Source organism: Kocuria sp. CNJ-770 (genome assembly GCF_001942375.1).
Classification (GTDB): domain Bacteria; phylum Actinomycetota; class Actinomycetes; order Actinomycetales; family Micrococcaceae; genus Kocuria; species Kocuria oceani.
Genome location: NZ_MKJW01000117.1, coordinates 1 through 22,055 on the forward strand (window position 1 = coordinate 1; position 22,055 = coordinate 22,055).

The 22,055-nt window shown below is 73.7% G+C and carries 21 protein-coding genes, 1 tRNA gene, 1 other RNA gene and 2 pseudogenes; 9 read left to right on the forward strand and 16 right to left on the reverse strand.

Annotated elements, in window-relative coordinates; all coding sequences use genetic code 11:
- Positions 1 to 78: 78 nt before the first annotated feature.
- Together BJF77_RS14040 and ffs are read right to left on the reverse strand one after the other, a co-directional pair.
- A pseudogene (locus tag BJF77_RS14040) lies at positions 79 to 1,307 on the reverse strand (DNA polymerase III subunit gamma and tau); the annotation flags it as partial.
- Between the two features lie 76 nt (positions 1,308 to 1,383).
- An RNA gene (gene ffs, locus BJF77_RS14045) (signal recognition particle sRNA small type) lies at positions 1,384 to 1,480 on the reverse strand.
- 132 nt (positions 1,481 to 1,612) lie between these two features.
- On the opposite strand from ffs, the gene BJF77_RS14050 reads away from it, so the two are divergent.
- Both BJF77_RS14050 and BJF77_RS14055 read left to right on the forward strand, forming a co-directional pair.
- Positions 1,613 to 1,697: transfer RNA gene (locus BJF77_RS14050), tRNA-Ser, on the forward strand.
- A 1,164-nt stretch (positions 1,698 to 2,861) separates the two neighbouring features.
- Entirely contained in the window at positions 2,862 to 3,212 is a 351-nt protein-coding gene (locus BJF77_RS14055) for a type II toxin-antitoxin system VapB family antitoxin (protein ID WP_075872541.1), read from the forward strand.
- Here BJF77_RS14055 and BJF77_RS14060 read toward each other — a convergent pair.
- Both BJF77_RS14060 and BJF77_RS14065 read right to left on the reverse strand, forming a co-directional pair.
- Positions 3,196 to 3,864 carry a TetR/AcrR family transcriptional regulator gene (locus BJF77_RS14060; RefSeq protein WP_075872542.1) on the reverse strand — a complete coding sequence of 223 codons (669 nt, stop codon included), beginning with the start codon at positions 3,862 to 3,864 and terminating at the stop codon, positions 3,196 to 3,198. The two genes, BJF77_RS14055 and BJF77_RS14060, sit on opposite strands and share 17 nt — an antisense overlap.
- A gap of 275 nt (positions 3,865 to 4,139) precedes the next feature.
- Positions 4,140 to 4,994, reverse strand: a complete 855-nt coding sequence (locus BJF77_RS14065; RefSeq protein ID WP_075872543.1) for a hydroxymethylpyrimidine/phosphomethylpyrimidine kinase — start codon at positions 4,992 to 4,994, stop codon at positions 4,140 to 4,142.
- Positions 4,995 to 5,233: 239 nt separating this feature from the next.
- Between BJF77_RS14065 and BJF77_RS14070 the strand changes: the two genes are divergently transcribed.
- Positions 5,234 to 5,947 (forward strand): queuosine precursor transporter, encoded by a 714-nt coding sequence (locus BJF77_RS14070; RefSeq protein ID WP_047804146.1) that lies wholly within the window; start codon positions 5,234 to 5,236, stop codon positions 5,945 to 5,947.
- 49 nt (positions 5,948 to 5,996) lie between these two features.
- On the opposite strand, the gene BJF77_RS14075 is transcribed toward BJF77_RS14070, so the two are convergent.
- A complete protein-coding gene (locus BJF77_RS14075) occupies positions 5,997 to 6,815 on the reverse strand; it encodes an MBL fold metallo-hydrolase (RefSeq protein WP_075872544.1) in 819 nt (272 codons plus the stop codon).
- A 175-nt stretch (positions 6,816 to 6,990) separates the two neighbouring features.
- Entirely contained in the window at positions 6,991 to 7,464 is a 474-nt protein-coding gene (locus tag BJF77_RS14080) for an SRPBCC domain-containing protein (RefSeq protein WP_158041274.1), read from the reverse strand.
- A gap of 60 nt (positions 7,465 to 7,524) precedes the next feature.
- On the opposite strand from BJF77_RS14080, the gene BJF77_RS14085 reads away from it, so the two are divergent.
- The gene (locus BJF77_RS14085) at positions 7,525 to 8,310 is read left to right on the forward strand and encodes a TVP38/TMEM64 family protein (RefSeq protein WP_139318588.1); all 786 of its coding nucleotides are present in this window, start codon (positions 7,525 to 7,527) and stop codon (positions 8,308 to 8,310) included.
- Positions 8,311 to 8,416: 106 nt separating this feature from the next.
- Here BJF77_RS14085 and BJF77_RS22775 read toward each other — a convergent pair whose 3' ends face one another.
- The 3 genes from BJF77_RS22775 to BJF77_RS14095 form a co-directional block, all read right to left on the reverse strand.
- A complete protein-coding gene (locus BJF77_RS22775; protein WP_369821418.1) occupies positions 8,417 to 9,262 on the reverse strand; it encodes an alanine/glycine:cation symporter family protein in 846 nt (281 codons plus the stop codon).
- Between the two features lie 26 nt (positions 9,263 to 9,288).
- Complete coding sequence (locus BJF77_RS22780; protein WP_369821419.1) at positions 9,289 to 9,966, reverse strand: alanine:cation symporter family protein; 678 nt, start codon at positions 9,964 to 9,966, stop codon at positions 9,289 to 9,291.
- Positions 9,967 to 10,146: 180 nt separating this feature from the next.
- Positions 10,147 to 10,335 carry a hypothetical protein gene (locus BJF77_RS14095; RefSeq protein ID WP_047804143.1) on the reverse strand — a complete coding sequence of 63 codons (189 nt, stop codon included), beginning with the start codon at positions 10,333 to 10,335 and terminating at the stop codon, positions 10,147 to 10,149.
- Positions 10,336 to 10,463: 128 nt separating this feature from the next.
- Here BJF77_RS14095 and BJF77_RS14100 point away from each other — a divergent pair, with 128 nt between their 5' ends.
- The 3 genes from BJF77_RS14100 to BJF77_RS14110 all read left to right on the forward strand — a co-directional run bounded on the left by BJF77_RS14100 (position 10,464) and on the right by BJF77_RS14110 (position 12,028).
- Positions 10,464 to 10,889, forward strand: coding sequence for an Lrp/AsnC family transcriptional regulator (locus BJF77_RS14100; RefSeq protein ID WP_075872546.1), 426 nt, complete (start codon positions 10,464 to 10,466; stop codon positions 10,887 to 10,889).
- Between the two features lie 83 nt (positions 10,890 to 10,972).
- A complete protein-coding gene (locus tag BJF77_RS14105; RefSeq protein ID WP_075872547.1) occupies positions 10,973 to 11,464 on the forward strand; it encodes a universal stress protein in 492 nt (163 codons plus the stop codon).
- A gap of 117 nt (positions 11,465 to 11,581) precedes the next feature.
- A complete protein-coding gene (locus BJF77_RS14110; protein ID WP_075872548.1) occupies positions 11,582 to 12,028 on the forward strand; it encodes a universal stress protein in 447 nt (148 codons plus the stop codon).
- A gap of 89 nt (positions 12,029 to 12,117) precedes the next feature.
- On the opposite strand, the gene tgt is transcribed toward BJF77_RS14110, so the two are convergent.
- The 6 genes and pseudogenes from tgt to BJF77_RS14135 all read right to left on the reverse strand — a co-directional run bounded on the left by tgt (position 12,118) and on the right by BJF77_RS14135 (position 17,738).
- Positions 12,118 to 13,419: a tRNA guanosine(34) transglycosylase Tgt gene (gene tgt, locus BJF77_RS14115; RefSeq protein WP_075872549.1), complete on the reverse strand. Its 1,302-nt coding sequence runs from the start codon at positions 13,417 to 13,419 to the stop codon at positions 12,118 to 12,120.
- Positions 13,420 to 13,622: 203 nt separating this feature from the next.
- The gene (locus BJF77_RS14120) at positions 13,623 to 14,165 is read right to left on the reverse strand and encodes an NUDIX hydrolase family protein (RefSeq protein WP_047804138.1); all 543 of its coding nucleotides are present in this window, start codon (positions 14,163 to 14,165) and stop codon (positions 13,623 to 13,625) included.
- A 62-nt stretch (positions 14,166 to 14,227) separates the two neighbouring features.
- Positions 14,228 to 14,395 carry a hypothetical protein gene (locus BJF77_RS21925; RefSeq protein WP_255396271.1) on the reverse strand — a complete coding sequence of 56 codons (168 nt, stop codon included), beginning with the start codon at positions 14,393 to 14,395 and terminating at the stop codon, positions 14,228 to 14,230.
- A 137-nt stretch (positions 14,396 to 14,532) separates the two neighbouring features.
- Positions 14,533 to 15,519: pseudogene (locus BJF77_RS14125) on the reverse strand (glycoside hydrolase family 76 protein); the annotation flags it as partial.
- A 42-nt stretch (positions 15,520 to 15,561) separates the two neighbouring features.
- Positions 15,562 to 16,806, reverse strand: coding sequence for a DUF418 domain-containing protein (locus BJF77_RS14130; RefSeq protein WP_075872550.1), 1,245 nt, complete (start codon positions 16,804 to 16,806; stop codon positions 15,562 to 15,564).
- Positions 16,803 to 17,738: a pseudouridine synthase gene (locus BJF77_RS14135; RefSeq protein ID WP_075872551.1), complete on the reverse strand. Its 936-nt coding sequence runs from the start codon at positions 17,736 to 17,738 to the stop codon at positions 16,803 to 16,805. The genes BJF77_RS14130 and BJF77_RS14135 overlap by 4 nt, the downstream gene beginning before the upstream one ends.
- 119 nt (positions 17,739 to 17,857) lie before the next feature.
- Between BJF77_RS14135 and idi the strand changes: the two genes are divergently transcribed.
- A complete protein-coding gene (gene idi / locus BJF77_RS14140; RefSeq protein ID WP_075872552.1) occupies positions 17,858 to 18,469 on the forward strand; it encodes an isopentenyl-diphosphate Delta-isomerase in 612 nt (203 codons plus the stop codon).
- 3 nt (positions 18,470 to 18,472) lie between these two features.
- On the opposite strand, the gene BJF77_RS14145 is transcribed toward idi, so the two are convergent.
- Entirely contained in the window at positions 18,473 to 19,381 is a 909-nt protein-coding gene (locus BJF77_RS14145) for a LysR family transcriptional regulator (protein WP_047804135.1), read from the reverse strand.
- Positions 19,382 to 19,510: 129 nt separating this feature from the next.
- On the opposite strand from BJF77_RS14145, the gene BJF77_RS14150 reads away from it, so the two are divergent.
- Positions 19,511 to 22,055, forward strand: a 2,545-nt coding sequence (locus BJF77_RS14150; protein ID WP_187347283.1) for a proline dehydrogenase family protein, incomplete at its 3' end; no start/stop codon positions are given.

Genomic DNA, 22,055 nt, shown 5'->3' on the forward strand with positions numbered 1-22,055 from the left:
GTCGTGCCACCCGCACCGTCGTCCTTGGCCCCCAACTTGGAGCCAGCGAAGGACTCTTCCTGCCCCACTGGTTTATGCGGCCGCGGAGGGCCGCGAGGTGGCGGCCGCGGGCTCCTCGTGCCCGGCGGCGGGGACGGTGCCGCGGCCGATGCTCAACCGCCGTTCCAGCCGGTCCACCCGCGCCGTCACGCCACGGGTGGTGTCCTCCGAGGAGGGCAGCAGGATGCGCGCGCAGAGCAGCTCGAGGTGCAGCTGGGGCGAAGTGGCCCCCGTCATCTCCGTGAGGGCGGTGTTGGTGATGTCCGCCGCGCGGGAGAGCTCCGAGGCCCCGAGCTGGGACGCCTGGTTGCGCAGCCGCGCGATCTGGTCCTGGGGCATCCCGTGCAAAATGTTGCCCGCCGACTCCGGGACCGCGTTGACGATGATGAGGTCGCGGAAGCGCTCGAGGAGGTCCTCCACGAACCGGCGCGGGTCCTGACCGGTCTGGATCACCCGGTCCACCGCGCGGAACACCGTGGCGGCGTCCCCGGACGCGAAGGCGTCGACCACGTCGTCGAGCAGGGCGCCGTGGGTGTAGCCCAGCAGGGCCACGGCGAGGTCGTAGCCGATGCCCCGGTCGTCGGAGCCCGCCATGAGCTGGTCCAGCACGGAGAGGGTGTCGCGGACCGAACCGCCGCCGGCCCGGACCACCAGGGAGAGCACCCCCGGGGCCACCTCCACGTGCTCCTCGGCGCACAGCTGCTCGAGGTAGTGCATCAGCGGCTCGGTGGGGACCAGGCGGAAGGGGTAGTGGTGGGTCCGGGACCGGATGGTCGTGAGCACCTTGCTGGGCTCGGTGGTCGCGAAGATGAACTTGATGTGCTCCGGGGGCTCCTCGACGATCTTGAGCAGGGCGTTGAAGCCTCGCGCGTGACCATGTGCGCCTCGTCGATGATGAAGATCTTGAACCGGTCCCGCACGGGCGCGAACGTGGCGCGCTCGCGCAGGTCGCGGGCGTGGTCCACGCCGCCGTGGCTGGCGGCGTCCATCTCGATCACGTCGAGCGAGCCGGCCCCGTCCCGGGCGAGGTCCCGGCAGCTCTCGCAGCGGCCGCAGGGCGTGGGCGTGGGACCCTCGGCGCAGTTCAGGCAGCGGGCCAGGATGCGCGCGGAGGTGGTCTTGCCGCATCCGCGGGGCCCGGAGAAGAGGTAGGCGTGGCTGACCCTGTCCTTGCGCAGCGCCGTCATCAGCGGCTCGGTCACGTGCTCCTGGCCGATGACGTCCTCGAAGGTCTCCGGGCGGTAGCGGCGGTACAGGGCGGTAGTCACAGGAGCCACCTTAGCGACGGATTCCGACAGGCGGGGCGGGGCCCCGGGGCTGGGGAGCCGGGCCGCCCCGAGGGGACGAAAAGACCCCTCGCGCACCCGCCAGAGCCCGTTTACCCTTGCTGCCTTCCGGCCCTGGGGGAGTTCAACAGGATGACGCCACGCGAGGGGCTGCCACAGAGTCTAGCCGATGCCGCGGGCAGGTCGAAACCGGGCGGCGCCGCCGACGATTCGGCAATGCCCGGGGGTTGGGCTATGCTGGACTCCGCATGTTCCGGCACCGCGAGGTCGCCGGGATGTGCGTGCCTGGAGGATTCGCCTAGCGGCCTATGGCGCACGCCTGGAACGCGTGTTGGGTTCACGCCCTCGGGGGTTCAAATCCCCCATCCTCCGCACTGCAGAGCCCCTGACCGGGACACCTTTCCGGTCAGGGGCTCTTTCGTATGTCCGGCACGGAAGGCCACGGCCGCGCGGGTGAGCCCCCAGGGCGCCGAGCGCGGCAGGGGCCGGGCGCGTTAGGAACGGCACGCTCAGGGACTGGGCGATCAGGGACTGGGCGCTCAGGGACCGGCTGCTCGAGGGCCGGTCCCTGCCGGGTCCCGTGCGCTCAGGCCCTGCGGCGGGCCCGCGAGCGGCGGACGGCCACGGCCGCGGCGCCGGCGGCCGCGACTCCCAGACCGCCCAGCGCCACCGGGAGCCCGGGGGTGGTCTCCTCCTCCTGCGCCGGAACCCGGGTGAGACTGCCCAGGGCACCCGGGTGACCGTGCCGGGGGCCACCTGCTGCGCTCCGGGCAGACCCTGGGCCTCGATCGAACGGGCGTCCGTGCCCTGCTTCGCGGGTCCCGGCGCCGCGGGCCCGGGGGAGCGGGAGACTTCCGGCAGGGCGGCGGCCGGTGCGGGGCGCGTCGTCCCGTCGTCGTGCTCGGTGCCGGCCTCGGTGCCGGTCGCCCGGTCCGCGGCCCGGGCGGATGCCGCCCCCGAGGGTACGGAGCCCGCGGCCGGGTCGGCGCCGGGCGCCTCGGACCGCTCCGGAACAGGCTGCTCGTCCGGGTCCGGTGCCGCCCCGGAGTCCGACGGAGCGCCCACCGCGGGGTCGGTGGCCGGGGTCTCCGCCGGGGCGGGCGGGGTCGGCTCGGCCGGCTCGACCGTCTCCGCCGGGGCGTCGGGGGAGCCGTCCTCGGCCGGTGCGCCGGTGGGCGATCCGACGGCCGGCGCGGGAGCCTGCACGGCATCGGGCGCGGCCACGGCGGGGGTGGGGGCGAGCAGGATCAGGGCGGCCAAAGCCAGGGACCGAACGGGCATGAGGCGAACTTTCCGAGGGGATGCGGGCGCGGGACAGGCGCTCGTCATTCTACGTCGTTCCACCCGGACTCAGCAGAGGCAGTGCTGTGCGGGAGTGGCGGGAGGGGCTGTCCCGCGGCACCAGCAGATGCCCCTCGGTGATTCACGTCCCACCCCTGTTCTCCCGGGGGTTCCCGTGACGCTGCCGTCGTTCCGCTCCGCTCTCCTGCGCCCTGCTGACCGGTGCCGGCCCGGGAGCGCCCCTAGGATGAACGCATGATCTTCAAGGCCGTGGGCGACTCGCGCCCGTACCCGGATCACGGCCTCGTCTCGCCCTCGGACTGGTCCGGCATCGCCCCTCGTCAGGTGCGCCTGGACCAGTTGATCACCACGAAGACGACCCTGGACCTGGCGACGCTGCTCGACGCGGACTCCACGTTCTACGGCGATCTCTTCCCGCACGTGGTCCGCTGGGACGGGCTGCTCTACCTCGAGGACGGGCTGCATCGGGCGCTGCGCACCGCCCTGCACCACCGCACCGTGCTGCACGCCCGCGTGCTGGAGCTCGGGCCCGCGACCGGACCGCGGGCGGTGCGCAGGGCGCAGGAGGTCAGGACGCCGCGCTGAGCGGCGGCCTCTCGGGAGCCAGCCGCACGGGGCGGCCGTCGGCGTCGAACTGCGCGCCCAGGCCCTGCTGGATGAAGCGGACCGTCGAACGGATGTGCCGCTCCCGCGCCGCGCGGTCCTGGTCGGAGTTCTGGCCACGGTCCGCGGCGGTGGTCAGCGAGCCGTGGACGAGCGAGGCGAGCTCCGGGATGTCGCCCTCGGGCAGGTAGGCCTGGTCGATCGCGTCCCGCAGGATCGCGGCCAGCAGCCCCTGAAGCTCGCCCACGTGCTCGCCCAGCTTCTGGTAGTCCTCGGGGGACAGGACCGTGCGCATGGTCGGACCCGGGGGCAGGTGCCGGCGGGCGAGATCCTCGATCTGTGCCCGGATGTAGACGGCGAGCCGGTCGACCGGGTTGGCGACACCCTCCAGGTCCCGGCGGAGGTCGGTCATGAAGCGCTCGGTCTCGTCCAGGGCGTAGGCCACGAGCAGCTCGCCCATGTCGGCGAAGTAGTTGTAGACGGCGGTGCGGCCCACCCCGGCGTTCTTGGCCACGTGGGTCATCGTCAGCCCGGTCAGGCCCTGCTGGTAGAGCAGCTGGCCGAAGGAGTCGAGGATCGCTCGCTTGGTGTTCTCGCGCTGCGCGGCATTGGTGGCCGCTGAAATACGAGGCATGATGACACCTTATCTCTGCATGTCATCAAAGTATGCACACTTCAATGATCCTTGGTGACGGTATGTCTGACTATGACACCACCGTTCGCTCCGTTTCGGTTCCCTCCGCACGAACGTCTGGGGAAACGTCCAGGAAACCGCCGGACCGGACCCGACGGACGATCATCTCCGAACCCGCGGCTCGCGGCCTGCGGGGCGATGCGCGGCCGTGGCCGGCGACGGAGGTCGTCGCCGGCCACGGCCGGGTGCGGGGGGAGGCGCTCAGGCGGCCGGGGTCACTGCTCGGCGGCCGAACCGCCCTGCCAGAGGGAGTCGAAGGGCGCGCGCGAGCTCAGACGCTGCCGGATGCCGGCGGAGACGAAGGCCTTGGCGGTGCGGGCGGCCTCGAGCGGGGCGGCGCCCTTGGCGAGTTCGGCGGCGACGGCGGCCGCGAGGGTGCAGCCGGCGCCGGCCACGGGGACCTCGCCGACCTTGGGCTCGGACAGGATCTCGAGGGTCGTCCCGTCGTAGAAGACGTCCACGGCGTCGGGACCGGCCAGGCGCACGCCGCCCTTCGCGAGCACCACGGCCCCCGAGGTCTCGTGGATCCGCCGGGCGGCCTCCTCGAGGTGGTCGACGGTGCTGATCTCGTCCATCCCGGACAGGGAGAGCGCCTCGAAGTGGTTGGGGGTCACGAACGTGGCCAGCGGCAGGATCCTCGCCTTGAGCGCCTCGTCGGTGTCCAGGGCGGCCCCGGGCTCCTGGCCCTTGCAGATCAGCACCGGGTCGAGGACGAGGTGCTCCGGCCGCAGGGCGGCCAGCGCCTCGGCCGTCGTCGCGATGGTCTCCGGGCTGCCGAGCATGCCGATCTTCACGGCGTCCAGCGCGTGGGCCGCCGTGATCGCCTCCAGCTGCTCCCGCAGCACGTCCTGGGGGACGGGGAACAGGCGGTGGCCCCAGTCCGCGTTCGGGTCGAAGGAGACGATGCAGGTCAGGGCGAGCGAGCCGAAGACGCCGAGCTCCTGGAAGGTCTTGAGATCCGCCTGGGCGCCGGCGCCGCCCGTGGCCTCGGATCCGGCGATGGTCAGGGCCACGGGGGGCTGGGCGGGGCTCGCGGCGTCGGGGACGGGTGCGGTGGTGGTGTCGGTCATGGGAGCCATTGTGCGCCCCGCGCCGCGTCCCCGGCCAACCGCGCGGCCGGGTCCCGACGCTAGACTGTCGGACGGTCTCCGGCCGCCACGACGTCCCCGCTCGGGGTTCCGCGGCGGCGGGAGGAGGGCTCCCGGGTGGCAGGCGGGCGCCCGCACCCGTTCTGCAGACCGCACAGACCGCGGCGCGGCTCCGGCTCCTCCCGGGCCGGCGCCGCGGTCCAACAGATTGGTGACCCGCCGTGTCCTCCTCCGCAGGCCCTGCTCCCGCCGGCTTCGCCCACCGGCCGCGCACGTACTTCGACCTGATCGTGGCGGCCTACTGCGTGGTCCTCGTGCTCTCCAACGTGGCCGCGACCAAGGGCGTCGCCTTCGGCCCCGTCCTCACCGACGGGGGCTTCTTCCTGTTCCCGCTCGCGTACGTGCTGGGCGACGTCGTCGCGGAGGTCTACGGCTTCCGCGCCGCCCGGCGGGCCATCGTCACGTCCTTCGCGGCCGGCCTGTTCTCCTCGGTGGTGTTCTGGCTCGTCATCGCCCTGCCCCCGGCCGCGTTCTACGAGGGCCAGGAGGCTCTCGAGTCCGTCCTGGGACCCGTCCCGCTCATCGTGGCGGGCTCCCTCCTGGGCTACCTCGCGGGGCAGCTGCTCAACGCCTTCGTGATGGTGCGGATCAAGGCCCGCACGCGGGAGCGCCACCTGTGGGCCCGGCTCATCGGCTCGACCCTGGTCGGCGAGCTCGTGGACACGGTCGTCTTCTGCGCGGTGGCCGCCCCGATCATCGGGATCAGCACGGTCCCGGACTTCCTGAACTACGTGGTCGTCGGCTACGCCTACAAGGTGCTGGTCGAGATCCTCGTCATGCCCCTGACCTACGCGACGATCGGCTGGCTCAAGCGGCGCGAGCCGACCTACGGGACGGCCGTGTCCCCGGCGGGGGACGCCGTGCCCGCTCGCTGAGCGCCGGCGGCCCGGGCGCTGCCGGTCCGGGCGCTGCCGCGCCGGCGGCTCAGAAGCCGAGGTAGGCCAGCTGCGCCCCCACCGAGCTCCGGGCGGCCGGCAGCACGTGCGCGGGGACGTCGGCGTAGACGCGTTCGGTGATCGCCTCGAGGCTGGCGCCGCGGCCGAGGTCCCGCAGGGCCTCCCGCACCTCGGCCAGGCGCTCCATCCGGTGCTCGAGCAGCTCCTCGCACACCGCCTCGACGTCCTCCCGCACGTCCCCGTGCGCGGGCAGCACGAGGGCGGCGCCCAGCACTGCCAGGCGCTGCAGGGAGCGCAGGTAGTCGCCGAGGCTCCCGTCCGGGTGGTCGAGCATCGTGGTCCCGCGCCCCAGGATTGTGTCCCCGGTGAGCACCGACCCCGGGCCCGGGGCCGGCCCGGCGGACCGGGCGGGCCCCGGCGAGCCGGCCGGGACGTCGTCGGGCAGGTGGAAGCTCACGGAGTCGGAGGTGTGCCCGGGCGTGTGCAGCACCCGGATCCGGCACCCGGCGGCCTCGATCGTCTCGTGGTCGGCCAGCGGGGGCGCGTCCCGGCAGAACTCGGGCCGGAAGGCGCGCACGGGTGCTCCGGTGAGGGCGTGGAAGTCCGCCACGCCCTCCGTGTGGTCCGCGTGCCGGTGGGTGACGAGCGTGAGCACCGTGCGGCCGGCCGCGGCCAGCACGGCCAGGTGCCCGCGGTCGGCCGGTCCGGGGTCCACGACGACGACGTCCTCCTGTCCGGGTGCCCCGATCAGCCACGAGTTGGTGCCCTCCAGGGTCATCGGGCCCGGGTTGGGGGCGATCTGCCGCCGGGTGAGGGCGGTGGTGCGGATCCCGGTGTCCTCGGTCATGCGGTCCTCCTGTGTCGGGCGGCTGGTGGGGTCGGGCGGTTGGTGCTGAGCAGCTCGGGGAGAGCGACTGGGGGTGTGCTGCTGGTGCGGGCGGGCGACGAAGTGCGGCGAGGAGTCGTGCGGCGATCGCCGGCGGGGCGGGCCCGTCCGGGCGCGAGGGGTGCGGCGGTGCGGCTCAGCTCCGGTCGAGCAGCGCCTCGAGCTTGGTGAACGAGCTGCGCCACCCGGCCGCCGCGCCCGCGTGCACCACGGCGGGCAGCGGCCCCTGCGTGAGCACGAGCAGGGTGCCCCCGTCCCCGGTGGCGAGGAACTCCGTGCGCACCAGCACGTGCTGGTCCAGCGGCCGGCCGTCCGGGCCGGGCAGCGCCTCGCGGCCCTCGAGCAGCGCGTCCTGCTCGACCCGCAGGTAGGTGGCGTGCACCGGGGCGATCTGGGTGGGGTCGGCGTCGCTGACCATGCGGAAGTGCTGCCGTCCGCCGGGCCGGACCTCGAGCAGCACCGACTCCCGGGGCACGCTCCAGCCCTCCGGGCCGAACCACGCGGCGAGCCGGTCCGGGTCGGTGAACGCCGCGAAGACCGCCGCCGGCGGGTGGGGCAGGTCGTGGGAGACGGAGAGGACCTCTGCGGGGTCCAGGTCGGTGATGTCCATGCCGTCCATTGTCCCCGGGCGCTCTCGGTCCCGGGAACGGCGGTCGGTACAGTGGCGCTCGTGAGCACCGAACCTGCGTGGGACCCGGAGGCGGGGAAGGGCGGTTCCCGCCCGGTCTGGGTGACCGTGCTCAAGGCGGGCGTCCTGCTGCTGCTGCTGGCCGCGGCGGTGTGGTACGTCATCAGCCACGAGCTGCCCACGGTGCAGGAGGTCCGCGGCTACGTCGAGGGCTTCGGGGCCTGGGGGCCGCTCGTGTTCGCGGTGGTGTTCGTGCTCGTGGCGGCCACGCCCGTGCCGGTGACGATCATGGCCGTGTCCGGAGGGTTCCTCTTCGGGATGGCCCAGGGCAGCGTGGTGGGCGTGGCGGCCACCACGACCGGGGCCTGGCTCGGGTACTGGCTCGCCCGCTTCCTGGGCCGCGACGCGCTGTACCGCCTCGCGGGTCCCCGGATGGGGGCCGTGGAGCGCAAGCTCGACGGCAAGGGCTTCCTCACGGTGCTCGTCCTGCGCCCGGTCCTGCCCAACTGGACACTCAGCTACGGGTCGGGGCTGGTCCGCATCCCGCAGCGGGACTACCTGGCGGCGACCCTGCTCGGCGGGATGCCCGGGCAGATCAGCTTCGCCGCCCTGGGGGCCTTCACCTCGCGGCCGTCGTGGCCGGCGCTGGCCGCCGTCGCCGCCTCCTGGGCGCTCGTGGTGGTGGTCGGCGTGTTCTCCTGGCGCCGGTCCCGCCGCGAGGTGCCGCCCGGCGGCGTCGCGGGCGGCACCGAGCCCGCGGCCGGGCCCGGCAGCGCTGCCGAGCCCGACGACGCCGCGGACCAGGCGGGGGCCGGTGGTCCGGCCTGAATTCCTCGGCGGGTGCCGCGAACGACGTCGTCCGGCCCTCCTGAGGAGGGCCGGAGACGTCGTTCGGTGGAGCCGCGCGGCAGCGCGGGCGGGGGCAGGGACGGGGTCAGACCTGGGGCCGGGCGGCGGTGGAGCCGCTCGGCTCCGCGCCGAGCAGGTGGAGCTTGCCGCTCTTGCGGTCGGCCAGGTACTCCTTCATCTCCCGCTTGATCACGGGCAGCAGCATGTAGACGCCCAGCAGGTTCACGAACCCGCAGACGAACAGGGCCGCGTCCGCGAAGGCGATGACCTCGCTGAAGGTCAGCACGCACCCGGCGATCGTGAAGAACAGGTAGATGCCGCGGAAGATGTTGTCGCTGAGCCGGCTGCGGCCGAAGAGGAACTCCCAGGCCTTGAGGCCGTAGTAGAACCAGGTGATCAGCGTCGAGAACGCGAACAGGACCACTGCGATGGCCAGGACCACCGGGAACCAGGGGATCACCGTGGCGAACGCGTCCGAGGTGAGGATGACGCCGTCGGGGGCGCCCTCCCCGGCCTGCACCTGGTCGATGCCGGCCTGCAGGCTCGGGGCGCCGGCGATGATGATCGCCAGGGCGGTCATGGTGCAGATGATCACGGTGTCCACGAAGGGCTCGAACATCGCCACGAAGCCCTCGCTCACCGGGCGGCGGGTCTTCACGGCCGAGTGCGCGATCGGGGCCGAGCCCAGGCCTGCCTCGTTGGAGAAGGCCGCGCGCTGGAAGCCCACGATCATGACGCCCAGGACGCCGCCGGCCACGCCCTCGGGGGAGAAGGCGCCGTCGATGATCGTGCCGAAGGCCGCGGGGACGTTGGGGAGATTGGCGAGGATGACCACGAGGCAGGCGGTGATGTAGACGGCGGCCATGGCCGGCACCAGCCGGCTGGTGGTCGCGCCGATGGACTTGATGCCGCCGATGATGACGAGGCCCACCAGGACCGCCAGGATGATGCCGAAGATCAGGCCGCGCCGGCGCTGCCGAGGAAGCCGTCGGCGCCGCCGGTGACGTTCTGCACCTGGGCGAAGGTCTGGTTGGCCTGGAACATGTTGCCGCCGGCGGCACCGAAGAGGAGGATCGCGACGGCGAAGATGCCGGTGAAGATCTTGGCGACGACGCTGCCGAACCTGCCGTAGGCGACCAGCAGGTACCGGAAGGGCCCGCCGCTGACGGTGCCGTCCTCGTGGACCTCCCGGTACTTCACGCCCAGGGTGCACTCGGCGAACTTCGTGGCCATGCCGAGCAGGCCGGCGCAGATCATCCAGAAGGTGGCGCCGGGCCCGCCGAGGGCCATCGCCGCGCCGACGCCCGCGATGTTGCCCAGTCCCACGGTGCCGGACAGGGCGGAGGTCAGGGCCTGGAAGTGGGGGACCTCACCGGGGTCGTCCTTCGAGGAGAACTTGCCGCGCACCACGTCCCAGGAGACCTTGAGGCCGCGGAACTGGATGAAGCCGAAGTAGATGGTGAAGATGACGCCGGCCGCGATGAGCCACGCGACCACGAAGGGGAAGCTGATCTCCCCGATGGTGATGGGGTAGAAGACGATGGTCGAGAAGACTTCGGTGACGGGCGCGAACGCCGCGTTGATCGCACGATCTATTTCGGCCAGCCAGCCGACCTGCTCCGTCACCGGGGACATGGGTACCGCCTGAAGAATCTCCATCCACTAACTACACCCCCTGCACCGGCCGTTGGCAACAGAAACACGTGTCCCCCGATGTAAATACTTGACGCACCGGTAGAAACGGCTCCGCGCGGCGGAGTGCAGGGGGTGGGACACCGGTGACGACGCGGGCGCGCCGTCACCGGCGGAGGCGGCTCAGCGGGTGGCGGAGGCGCTCCGGAGGTGCTGCGGGGAGGTCATGGCGCACACCCGCAGGCCGCGACCCAGGTCGCTGCCGGCGTGGCGGAGCGTCTCGCCCAGCGAGGCGGAGCGGGACGGAGCGGCGGCGCGGCCGATCGCGGTGAAGAGGACGGCGGGGAGGCCGAAGACGAGCAGGAAAGCCACGGGAGCATCCACCTTTCTGTGTGCGGGGCGAAGTGATCTGCGACACGATCGCCGCAGTTGACTTCTAAAGTCTATCTGGCAGATATTGATCCAACTAGTCCGAATGCACGCAAAGAAGGGGCACATCATTGCGTCTTGACGATATCGACCAGCAGATCATTGCGTCGCTGATCCAGGACAGCCGGCGCAGCTATGCCGCCATCGGCAAGCGGGTGGGCCTGTCCGCCCCGGCGGTGAAGCGGCGGGTCGACGCCCTGCAGCAGACAGGGGCCGTCAAGCGCTTCACCGCGGAGATCGACCAGTCGGTCCTGGGCTGGAACATCGAGGCCTTCGTGGAGCTGCACTGCGACGGAGGACTGTCCCCGTCGATGATGCGGACCATGGCGGCGGAGATCCCCGAGGTGACGGACGCCTACACGGTGACGGGGGAGGCCGACGGCATCTTCCTCATCCGGGCGCAGAACACCTCGCACCTGGAGGACGTCATGGTCCGGATCCGGGAGTGGAAGGGCATCAACCACACGCGCAGCTCCGTCATCCTCTCGCATCTCTGACCACGGCCGCCCGGGTCTGGGATACTGGAGGTCCAGCACCGCCGGCACGGCAGGGCGGCCGGCGCAGCAGCGGAGGGGGCAGCATGGCCGACGAACCGGACGCCGTGATCGTGGTGGGCGTCGACGGGTCCGAGCAGTCCGTGGAGGCGCTGCGCTGGGCGGCGCGTCTCGCGCCGGTGTACGGGGCACGGATCCGGGCGGTGGGGGCCTGGGAGAATCCCCCCGAGTACGTCGGTTTCGTCCACTTCAAGGACGACCACTTCGACGAGCTCGCCCGGAAGCACGTGGACGAAGCGCTGCAGAAGGCCTTCGGGACGAACCGGCCGGCCGGGCTGAGCACGGTCGTGGAGTTCGGCCACCCGCCCAAGGTCCTGATCCGCCACAGCGAGGACGCCGCGGTGCTCGTGGTGGGCCGCAGGGGGCACGGCGGCTTCCGGGGTCTGCTGATGGGCTCGGTCAGCTCGGCCTGCGTGGCGCACGCCCGGTGCCCGGTCCTGGTGCTGCCCGGGCGCAGCGAGGAGAGCGCCGGGGAGAGCGTCGAGGAGCGCACCGAGGAGACCGCGCGCGCGGACTGAGCCCCGCGCCGGGACCCGGGCCGGTGGGACGGTCATGGTTGCGCATCTTCGCCCGTCCGCGCCTGCCCTCTGTGATACTGGGCGCACCATCGTGGTCGCGGGAGCAAAGGATTGGGCATGGAACAGGGAACAGCAGCCGTCGTCGTCGGGGTCGACGGATCCGAGCAGTCCGTGGAGGCGCTGCGCTGGGCGGCCCGGATCGCCCCGGCTCTCGGTGCGTCCGTCCGGGTGGTCGGCGCCTGGGACTATCCGCCCGAGTACGCCGGCTACGTGCCCCTCGGCAGCGACAACTTCGACGAGATCACCCACAAGCGGGTGGACAAGGCGATCCAGCAGGCCTTCGGTGAGGACGTCCCGGAGGGGCTGACCACCACCGTGGAGTTCGGCCACCCGTCGAAGGTGCTGGTGCGCGAGAGCGAGGACGCCGCGATGCTCGTGGTGGGGCGGCGGGGCCACGGCGGGTTCCGGGGCCTGCTGCTGGGCTCGGTCAGCGCCGCGTGCGTCTCCCACGCCTCCTGCCCGGTGCTCGTGATCCACGAGGACGGCGCCGCGACGACGAGCTAGACACCATGCGCTGATCGACCGGCGCGGCCGGGGGCGCGGCGGCAGGCCCGGCCGCGGCGCCCCGTGGGGGCCGTCCGGGAGCGGGGCGTTCAGCCGCGGTGCTTGTAGTACCGGCCCAGGACCTCGTCCCGGTACTCCACGTAGGTGCCGTCGGCCATCGCCTGCCGCGCGCCGTCGACCATGCGCACGACGAACCGCTCGTTGTGGATCGAGGTGAGCGTCGCGGAGAGCCGCTCCTTGGCCTTGAACAGGTGGTGCAGGTACGCCCGGGTGTAGTGCGTGCACGTGTAGCAGTCGCAGCCGTCCTGGACGGGGGAGAAGTCCGTGCGGAAGCGGGCGTTGCTCACGGTGAAGCGGCCGTCCGGGCCGTACACGGCCCCCGTGCGGGCCACCCGGGTGGGCGAGACGCAGTCGAAGGTGTCCACGCCGTTCTCCAGGGCGGTGAAGATGTCGTCCGGCTCGGAGATCCCCAGCAGGTGCCGCGGCCGGTCCTCGGGCAGCTCCTCGCTGCACCAGCGCACGATCGTGCCGAGGTTCTCCTTCTCCAGCGCCCCGCCGATCCCGAAGCCGTCGAAGTCCATCGCCCCGAGGTCCCGGCAGGCCTTCCGGCGCAGGTCCTCGTACTGGGCGCCCTGGATCACCCCGAACAGCGCCTGGTACGGCCGGTCGGCGCGCTCCTCCGTGAGCCGGGCGTGCTCGGCCACGCAGCGCCGGGCCCACCGCCGGGTCCGTTCGAGGGACGTCTCCTGGTAGCTCCGGGAGTTGTGCAGCGTGGTCAGCTCGTCGAACGCGAACATGATGTCCGCCCCCAGCCGGTGCTGGACCTGCATCGAGATCTCCGGGGTGAAGCGGTGCACGTCGCCGTTGATGTGGGAGGTGAACGTGACCCCGTCGTCGTCGACGCGGGCCATGCGCTCCTTGCCGGTCGCGACGTCGTCGTCGCCCGCCGCCGCGGACGCGACCGTGGACATGTCGATGACCTTCTTGAAGCCCGAGCCCAGGGACATGACCTGGAACCCCCCGGAGTCCGTGAAGGTGGGCCCGTCCCAGTTCATGAACGCGCCCAGCCCGCCCGCCGCGTCGAGCACCTCCGCCCCGGGCTGGAGGTAGAGGTGGTAGGCGTTGGCGAGCAGGGCCTGGGCACCGAGCTCCGCCATGGACTCCGGCAGCACCGCCTTGACCGTGGCGGCGGTGCCGACGGGCACGAACGCGGGGGTCCGGATCTGCCCGTGCGGGGTGCTGATCGTGCCGGTGCGTCCCAGGAGCGGGCCGTCTCCGGCGCCCAGGCGCGATCCGGTGGTCCGGGTCGTCTCCGCGAGCCGGTGCTCGACCTCGAAGCCGAAGGCGGCGCGGGCGGCGGGGAACGGGGAGGGCACGGCGGGCACGGTCATCCGACCATTGTGCGTCACCGCGGGGGCCGGGTCCGAGCGGGCCGGGAGGCCGCCGGGAGCGAGCTCGTCCGCCGAACCCGGACGAGGAGCCGCCGCCGGGCGGCTGTGGGCACACGGCGGCCGGTTCCTCGCGGAGCTGTTCGTGGGCCGCAGCTACGCCCTGGCGGTGGTCCTGCGCACCCGGAGCGCGGAGGAGCGGGGTCTCAGCGGCCCCAGCCCGCGTGCGCGACGGCCTGGCGCACGAGGTCTCCCCGGCCCCCGGCGAACTCCGCCTGCACCTCGGGGCTGAGCGCCTCCTCGGGGCTCATCCAGGACAGCTGCAGGGCGTCCTGGCGGGGGCTGCACTCACCGCGCACGGGCACGATGTAGCTCAGCGCCACGGCGTGCTGGCGGTCGTCGGTCAGCCCGGTCTCGGAGGGGGAGGGGAAGAACTCGGCCACCGCGAACGGGGTCGTGGACACCGGCAGCTGCGGAAAGGCCATGGTGCCCAGGTCCTTCTCGAGGTGGCGCAGCAGGGCCGCCCGGATGGTCTCCCGGTACAGCACCCGGCCGGAGACGAAGGTGTACATCATCTCCCCCTCGGGAGTGGCCTGCAGCAGCAGCCCGATCTCGGAGAGGTAGCCCAGCGGGTCGAGCCGGACCGGCAGCGCCTGCACGTACACCATCGGCAGACGGCGGCGTGCTTCCTGCAGGTCGTCCTCGTTGAGCCAACCGGGGTTCGGATCGGGGGTGCGGAGGAAGTTCATACTGCTGTTCTATCCCATGACCCCTGGCGCGGCCACGATTCCCCCCGGCCCGGGACGCCGGTTCAGCGCTCAGCGGAGCCGCCGGCCCCCGCCCCCGTCCACGGGCGCTCCAGGCGGGCGGCGGCCTCCAGCACCGTCCACGCCTGGACCTGGGTGGACAGCTCCACCGGGGCGCCGGGGCGCTGCGCCTGCCCGGCGGGCTGCGCCGGGTCGGGGGAGAAGACCGCCACCGCCCCGCCCGTCCGGGCCGAGGGCGCGCCTCCGCCCCCGGGGGCCGTGGCGGACTCGGCCTCGCGCCGGCCGGCCCACAGGCGTCGGCGGTGCCCGTCACCAGCTCGGCGGCCGTGCGCCGTGCGGTCTCGGCCAGATCCGGGTGCCGGGCCGCCTGGGCGAGGTAGCGGGCCAGGATCCCGCTGAACAGCCCGCCGTCCCCGCCGCCGTGCGTGGTGAGGACCCGCCGCCCCGGCACCGGCCGGCCGTAGGCCTCCGCGGCGCCCGCCACCACGTCGGCCGCCGTGCCCAGCAGGCGCGCCCGGTCGTCCGTGCCCGTGCCGGGGGCGTCCGCGAGCTCGAGCAGCGCTCCGAGCACGGGTCCGGAGTTGTAGCTGAACAGCCGCTCGTCCCGCCGCGTGACCTCGCTGCCGGACCCCGCGGCGACCAGGATCAGCCCGTCGTGGAAGACCCTCCGCCCGGGATCCCACAGGTTCTCCTGCAGCCAGCCGAGCACCGCGCGGGCCTGCTCGGTGCGGTGCGTGCGCACGAAGGCCAGGGCCGCGGGAGCCGAGGACGCGGTGTTCTTCACGTCGTGGCGGGTGTTCCAGAACACCCCGCCGCCCAGGTCCGCCGTGTGCCCCCGCTCGATCCGGGCGAGCAGGGCCCGGCCCGCGTCCAGGCACGCCACGTCCGCCCGGCCGGTGAGCTCGCGGTCCAGTGCGGCGAGCCGGCCCACGGCCAGCAGCAGCCAGGCCATGTCGTCGTAGTAGGAGTTCTGGGTCACCCGCCCGCCGCTGCGCAGGGTGATCCCGCGCAGCAGCCGGTGCGCGTCGCGGCGGATCTCCTCGGCGCGGGCGGGCTCGTCCCGGTGCCGCAGCGCCGCGTCGACCAGGGCGTCGAGCAGGTGGGCCTGCCACCAGTAGTGCCACGGGGCCGTGCGGGAGCGGGGCCGCGGGTGCGCCGGCGCGCCCAGCAGGGTGCCCGGCACGCCCAGGGCGCGCCCGGCGAAGAGCTCCCGGACCGACCGGGCCGCGGTGTCGGCCCGCTCCGGGGCGCTCACGGTGCGGTCGGCGGTGAGGTCGGCGGCCGGGTCGGCGGAGAGCGGACGCGGTGCGGGACCGGCGCCGGTGGGGCTGGGCATGGCGGCTCCTGATGCTGGCAGGGGAAGGGTGCTGCCCCGAGCCTATGCGCTCGCCGCGGGGTGCGGGCCGGAGCGGTCCCGCGCAGGACCGAGGAACAGCCGCCGGTGGACCGTCTCGACGGGTCCCCGCAGGCCGCGCCGCTCGAGCAGGACGGCGCCGAGCAGGGTGACCAGCCACACGGCGGTGCCCAGCAGCAGGGCGGCCGTGGGGGTCAGGGCGCGGCCGAGGCCCAGCGCGAACGGCGGCATCAGGACCGTGAAGAGCACGGACTGGGCGATGTAGCCGCTCATCGACCGGCGCCCCAATGCCTGCAGCGCCCACAGCGCGGGATGCTCCCGCGCCCGGAGGGGAGCGCCCGGGGACCGCCGCTGGGCCCGCGCGCAGACCAGGGCCACCACCAGGGCGTAGCCGATGCCCTGCGCGGCCCCGGTCAGGGCGTCCAGCCCGGTGAGCACGGACCCGGCGGTCGTGGAGGGCTCGAGCATGTCGGTGGTCAGCAGGCCCGTGCCCACGCCGGTGAGCAGCCCTGCGCCGATGCAGACCGCCGCGGTCACCAGCAGCCGCCCGCGGCGGGGCCCCGGGTCCTCCAGCACCCGGTAGCGGCTGAGCGCCAGGCCGAGCAGCAGCATGGGCAGCAGCCCCAGCAGCTGGAGCGGGGCGAAGGCCACCACTCCCGCGCCCTCGGCCAGCACGAGGGCGAGGTGCTCCTGCGCGGAGTCGGTGACGAGGCTGGGGAAGGGCGCGGTGCCGGGGGTCCGCACGGCCCAGCTGGCCGCACCGTAGAGGACCATCAGCACGGAGCCCAGGCCGGCCAGGACCAGCAGGGTGGCCGTGCCCTCCGCGATCAGCAGGGTCAGGAACAGGCCCCCGAAGGCGTAGGCCGTGATGATGTCCCCGGGGAAGAGCAGGCACGCGTGCAGGGCCCCGACGAGCAGCAGCCACCCGTAGCGCCGCAGCAGCAGCCGCCGGGCGAGCGGGAGCGGGGTGCCGCGCGCGGCCTCCCGGGCGGCGATCTGCCCCACGCCGTAGCCGACCAGGAAGGAGAACAGGGGGAAGCCGCGGCCGTCCACGAGCATGGACAGGGCCGTGTTGACCACGTCGTCCGCCGTCCACCCGGCCGTGCCGGCCCCGGCGCCCAGGGTCCGGTCGCGGGGTCCGTCCGTGGGCCCGGGCGCCCAGATCCACGCGGTGACGTTGGCGACGGCGATGACCCAGAGCATGAGTCCGCGGGCCACGTCCGGGGCAGGCACCCGGGCGGCCGCCGGCGCGGTGCGCGGCGCGCTCACGCGGGGGACCCGCTGTGCAGGGCGCGCCGGCTCTCGAGCACGAGCGGGCGGCCCGTCATCGGATGGGTCAGGCCGATCCGCCGGGCCAGCAGCTGCAGCGGCCGGGCGGGGTCCTCGCTGCCGGCCGGCCGCACCCGGGGATAGAGGGGGTCGTTCCGGACCGGGGCGCCCAGTCCGGCCAGGTGGACCCGGATCTGGTGGGTGCGCCCGGTCTCGGGCCGCACCCAGTAGCGCGCCCACTCGCCCTCGGCGTCCGAGAACGGGGGACCCGCCCGGTCGACGACGGTGCGGGCGTTGGCCGGTCCCGGCACCTCCCGCGCCTGCAGGCACGTGCGGTCCTTGACGATGCGGGACTCCACGACGCGCGGCAGCCCGAGCCCGGGCCGGTGCACGGCGACCGCCTCGTACTCCTTGGCCACCGCCCGGTCCTGGAAGAGGGTCTGGAACCGGCCGCGGGTCGCGGGGTCCCGGGAGAGCAGCAGCACCCCGGCCGTGCCGCGGTCCAGCCGGTGCAGCGGGGACAGCCGGTCCTCGCCGCGGGCGCGGCGCAGCTTCACGAGCACGCTCTGGGCCACGAACCCGCCGCGCGGGGTGGTGGGCAGACCGTGCGGCTTGTCGACGGCCAGCAGCCACTCGTCCTCGAACAGCACCGGCAGGTCCCCGGGCAGCTCCGGTTCGGCCGGCAGGGCCCGGTGGTACCAGACCGACCCGCCGGGCACGTACGGGGCGTCGTGGGCGAGGGGCCGCCCGGCGTCGTCGACGATCCCCCCGGACGCGAAGAGCTCCTCCAGCTCCGGGGCGGAGGCCGGGAACCGGTCCAGCAGCCAGCCCCGCACCGTGCTCCGCCCGTCCTCCGCCGGCAGCCGGACCCGGACGGGGTCCACGCCGTCCCGCAGGGGCAGAGGGGCGGGGGCGGGCCGACGTCGTCGCATGGTTCCCGATCGTGCTCCCCGGGCGCGTCCTTGTCCACTCCCCGCCCCGCGTGCCTCCCGCGCGCGGGCCTGAGAGAATGGGGGCGGACACCCTCCCGCCACCGACCGGAACGAGACCCATGGCCAGCCACGAAGTCGTCCCCGACGCCGCTCCCGGAGCCGTGCCCGGCGCCGTCCCCGGAGCCGTCGAGGAGGTCGTCCTGCTCGACGACGCCCACCGTCCCGTGGGCACCGCGCCCAAGGCGGAGGTGCACACCACGGACACCCCGCTGCACCTCGCGGTCTCGTGCTACGTCCTCGGCGACGACGGGCGCCTGCTGCTGACCCGCCGGGCCCTGGCCAAGAAGACCTGGCCGGGGGTGTGGACCAACAGCTTCTGCGGCCACCCGGCTCCCGGCGAGGACTTCGAGGAGGCCGTCGCCCGGCGGGCCGGTCAGGAGCTGGGCTTCGCGGTGACCGGGGTGACGGAGGTCCTGCCGGACTTCCGCTACCGGGCCGTGGACGCCTCCGGGATCGTGGAGAACGAGTTCTGCCCCGTCTACGTGGCGCGCGCCGCCGGGCAGCCGCAGCCGCTGCCGGCCGAGGTCGCGGAGGTCGCCTGGATCACCCCGGAGGAGCTCTTCGCCGCGGCCGAGGCCGCGCCGTTCCTGCTCAGCCCGTGGCTGCTGGAGCAGATCGCCGACGGCCGGCTGCGCCGGGCGCTCACCGGGCCGGCCGCCGCCCGCTCCTGAGCGTCAGTCCATCCGCGCGGCGAGCTCGGCGGCCACCGTCTCGAGCGCCGCGCGGAGGGCGAGGATCGCCGGGCGCTGCACGCTCGAGCCGCGGATCGAGGTGAACACCGTCCGCCGCGGCCCGGAGGGCAGGTCGACCAGCCGGCAGGGTGAGTCGCCGCCCGCCCACATGAGGTCCGGCATGAGGGCCACGGCGTTGCCCGACTCCACGAGCCGGGTCTGGGCCTGCAGGTCGGCAGTGGCGAACCGGACGTCCGGCTCGAACCCCGCCCGCCGGCACAGCTGCTCGCCCCAGTGCCTCGACGCCGCCCCGCGGGGCTCCATGACCCACGGCAGCTCGCGGGCGTCCTGCAGGGACGCGACGGACGCGTGCTCGGGCCCGGGGGGGACGGCCAGGCGGATGGCGTCCGTGATGAGCCGCCGCCGGTCCAGGTCGGGGTGGTGGGCGGCGGCGTGGCTCGGGTACTGCTCCGCGACCACGACGTCGAACTCGCGCGTCCAGGTCTCGTAGAGGGCACGCTCCGGCTCCGCCTGCACCATCTCCACCCGCACGTCCGGGTGCTCGCGGCGCATCGTGCCGAGCACCGCCGGCAGCAGCGCCAGGGCGGCCGACTGGAACACGGCGACCCGCACCGTGCCCGTGACCGTGCTCAGCGACGCCGCCAGGTCCGACTCGGCCCGCTCCAGGACGTCCAGCAGCTCCGCGGTGCGCGCCACCAGGATCTCCGCCTGCGGGGTCAGCTGCACCCGCCGGCCGGCCTTGGAGAGCAGCTCCACCCCGGCCTCCTTCTCCAGGGCGGAGAGCTGCTGGGAGACCGCCGAGGGGCTGTAGCTCAGGGCCGCCGCGACCTCCGCCAGGGTGCCGCGCAGCGCGAGTTCGCGCAGCAGCCGCAGCTTGCGCACGTCCAGCACGGGAGCACCTCACAATCATCACGTCCACTGACGAATCATCCGTGGAAAACATCACTTTATCCGAACGGAAAGAAGGCGCATAGTGAGGGGCGCACCAGTGCTTTCCACGCAGACCAGGGAGTACCACCCATGACGACGATCCCCGTCCCCGCGACCGCGCACACCCCTGCGGAACCGTCGGCCGGACGCACCCTTCCCCACGCCGCCATCCCGGCGTCGCTGCCCGAGCAGGCCGTGGCCACCGTGCGCCGCTGGCTCACCGAGGCGGAGCAGTTCCCCAAGGACGCCTCGGGCGAGCAGCTGGCCGGGGTGCTCAAGGATCCCAGTGGACTGGACTTCACGGTCGGCTTCGTCGACGGCGTCATCCGCCCCGAGGACATCCGGGTCGCCGCCCGCAACCTCGCCCGGCTCGCCCCCCGCGTCCCGGCGTTCCTGCCGTGGTACCTGCGCACCGCGGTGCGCACCGGCGGGGTCCTGGCCCCGGTCGCCCCGCAGGTCGTGATCCCGGCCGCCCGCAAGGCGCTGCGCGAGATGGTGGGGCACCTCATCGTGGACGCCAGCGAGGCCAAGCTCGGGAGGTCGATCGCGAAGATCCGCACGGACGACGTCCGGCTCAACGTCAACCTCCTCGGCGAGGCCGTGCTCGGCGAGCGCGAGGCCGACCGCCGCCTGCAGGGCACCCACGAGCTGCTGGCCCGGCCCGACGTCGACTACGTCTCCATCAAGGTCTCCTCCACCGTGGCCCCGCACTCCGCCTGGGCCTTCGACGAGGCCGTGGCCGAGGTCGTCGAGAAGCTGACCCCGCTCTACGCCCGGGCCGCCTCGTTCTCCACCCCGAAGTTCATCAACCTGGACATGGAGGAGTACAAGGACCTCGACATGACCCTCGCGGTCTTCACCCGGATCCTCGACCAGCCCCAGTTCCGGGACCTCGAGGCCGGGATCGTGCTGCAGACCTACCTGCCGGACGCCCTGGAGGCGATGATCCGCCTCCAGGAGTGGGCCACCGCCCGCCGCGCCGCCGGTGGGGCGCGGGTCAAGGTCCGCGTGGTCAAGGGGGCGAACCTGCCCATGGAGCAGGTCGAGGCCTCCCTGCACGACTGGCCGCTGGCCACCTGGGGGACGAAGCAGGACTCGGACACCCACTACAAGCGCGTGCTGAACTACGCGCTGCAGCCGGCGCACGCCGACGCGGTGCGGATCGGCGTGGCCGGGCACAACCTCTTCGACATCGCCTTCGCCTGGCTGCTCGCCACCGAGCGCGGCGTGGTCGAGGCGATCGACTTCGAGATGCTGCTGGGCATGGCCACCGGCCAGGCCCAGGCCGTCAAGCGCGACGTCGGCTCCCTGCTGCTCTACACCCCGGTGGTGCACCCGGCCGAGTTCGACGTGGCCATCGCCTACCTGATCCGCCGCCTGGAGGAGGGGGCGAGCCAGGAGAACTTCATGTCCGCGGTCTTCGAGCTCTCCGCGAACGAGGAGCTCTTCGAGCGGGAGAAGAACCGCTTCCTCGCCTCGCTGGCCGCGCTGGACGACACCGTGCCGCTGCCCCACCGGGTCCAGGACCGCCGGCTGCCCGAGCTGCCCGCCCCGACCGACGGCTTCGCCAACACCCCCGACACCGACCCGGCCGTGGCCGCCAACCGGGACTGGGGCCGGGCGATCCTCGACCGCGTCCCCGGATCGACGGCCGGCACGGAGACCGTCGCCGCCGCGGCGCTGCAGACCGAGGAGCAGCTCGACCGCGTCATCGACGCCGCGCTCGAGGCCGGCCGCGGCTGGGCCGCGCTGACCGGCGCCCAGCGGGCCGAGGTGCTCCACCGCGCCGGGGAGGCCCTGGCGGCCCGCCGGGCGGAGCTGCTCGAGGTCGCGGCCGCGGAGGCGGGCAAGACCCTCGACCAGTCCGACCCCGAGATCAGCGAGGCCGTCGACTTCGCCCACTACTACGCCGAGCGCGCCCGGGAGCTGGACGAGGTCGACGGCGCGTCCTTCGTGCCCTCCCGGCTCACCGTGGTGACCCCGCCGTGGAACTTCCCCGTGGCCATCCCGGCCGGCTCGGCGCTGGCCGCCCTGGCCGCCGGGTCCCCGGTGGTGTTCAAGCCGGCCGGCCCGACCAAGCGCTGCGGCGCCGTGGTGGCCGAGGCGATCTGGGAGGCCCTGGACGCCTCCGGGGTCCCCCGGGACGTGCTCGCCCTCGTGGACCTCGAGGAGCGTGCCCTCGGCCGCCAGCTGGTCTCCCACCCGTCGGTGGACCGGCTGATCCTCACCGGGGCGTACGAGACGGCGGAGCTGTTCCGCTCCTTCCGCTCCGACCTGCCGCTGCTGGCCGAGACCTCGGGCAAGAACGCCCTGATCGTCACGCCCAGCGCCGACTTCGACCTCGCCGCCAAGGACGTGGCCTACTCCGCGTTCGGCCACGCCGGGCAGAAGTGCTCGGCGGCCTCCCTGGTGATCCTCGTGGGCTCGGTGGCGAAGTCCAAGCGGTTCCGCAACCAGCTGGTGGACGCGGTCAGCTCCCTGACCGTGGACTACCCGACCAACCCCGCCGCGCAGATGGGCCCGCTCACCGAGCCCGCCGAGGGCAAGCTGCTCCAGGCCCTGACCAGCCTGGAGGAGGGCCAGTCCTGGCTGATCGAGCCGCAGCAGCTGGACGGCACGGGCAAGCTGTGGTCCC

What these genes read in the sequence shown, in the direction of transcription:
- BJF77_RS14055 (WP_075872541.1), top strand. Translation starts at nt 2,862, where the DNA reads ATGATCTTCAAGGCCGTGGGCGACTCGCGCCCGTACCCGGATCACGGC.
- BJF77_RS14060 (WP_075872542.1), bottom strand. Translation starts at nt 3,864, where the DNA reads ATGCCTCGTATTTCAGCGGCCACCAATGCCGCGCAGCGCGAGAACACC.
- BJF77_RS14065 (WP_075872543.1), bottom strand. Translation starts at nt 4,994, where the DNA reads ATGACCGACACCACCACCGCACCCGTCCCCGACGCCGCGAGCCCCGCC.
- BJF77_RS14075 (WP_075872544.1), bottom strand. Translation starts at nt 6,815, where the DNA reads ATGACCGAGGACACCGGGATCCGCACCACCGCCCTCACCCGGCGGCAG.
- BJF77_RS14080 (WP_158041274.1), bottom strand. Translation starts at nt 7,464, where the DNA reads ATGGACATCACCGACCTGGACCCCGCAGAGGTCCTCTCCGTCTCCCAC.
- BJF77_RS22780 (WP_369821419.1), bottom strand. Translation starts at nt 9,966, where the DNA reads ATGTCCCCGGTGACGGAGCAGGTCGGCTGGCTGGCCGAAATAGATCGT.
- BJF77_RS14105 (WP_075872547.1), top strand. Translation starts at nt 10,973, where the DNA reads ATGGCCGACGAACCGGACGCCGTGATCGTGGTGGGCGTCGACGGGTCC.
- BJF77_RS14110 (WP_075872548.1), top strand. Translation starts at nt 11,582, where the DNA reads ATGGAACAGGGAACAGCAGCCGTCGTCGTCGGGGTCGACGGATCCGAG.
- tgt (WP_075872549.1), bottom strand. Translation starts at nt 13,419, where the DNA reads ATGACCGTGCCCGCCGTGCCCTCCCCGTTCCCCGCCGCCCGCGCCGCC.
- BJF77_RS14120 (WP_047804138.1), bottom strand. Translation starts at nt 14,165, where the DNA reads ATGAACTTCCTCCGCACCCCCGATCCGAACCCCGGTTGGCTCAACGAG.
- BJF77_RS14135 (WP_075872551.1), bottom strand. Translation starts at nt 17,738, where the DNA reads ATGCGACGACGTCGGCCCGCCCCCGCCCCTCTGCCCCTGCGGGACGGC.
- idi (WP_075872552.1), top strand. Translation starts at nt 17,858, where the DNA reads ATGGCCAGCCACGAAGTCGTCCCCGACGCCGCTCCCGGAGCCGTGCCC.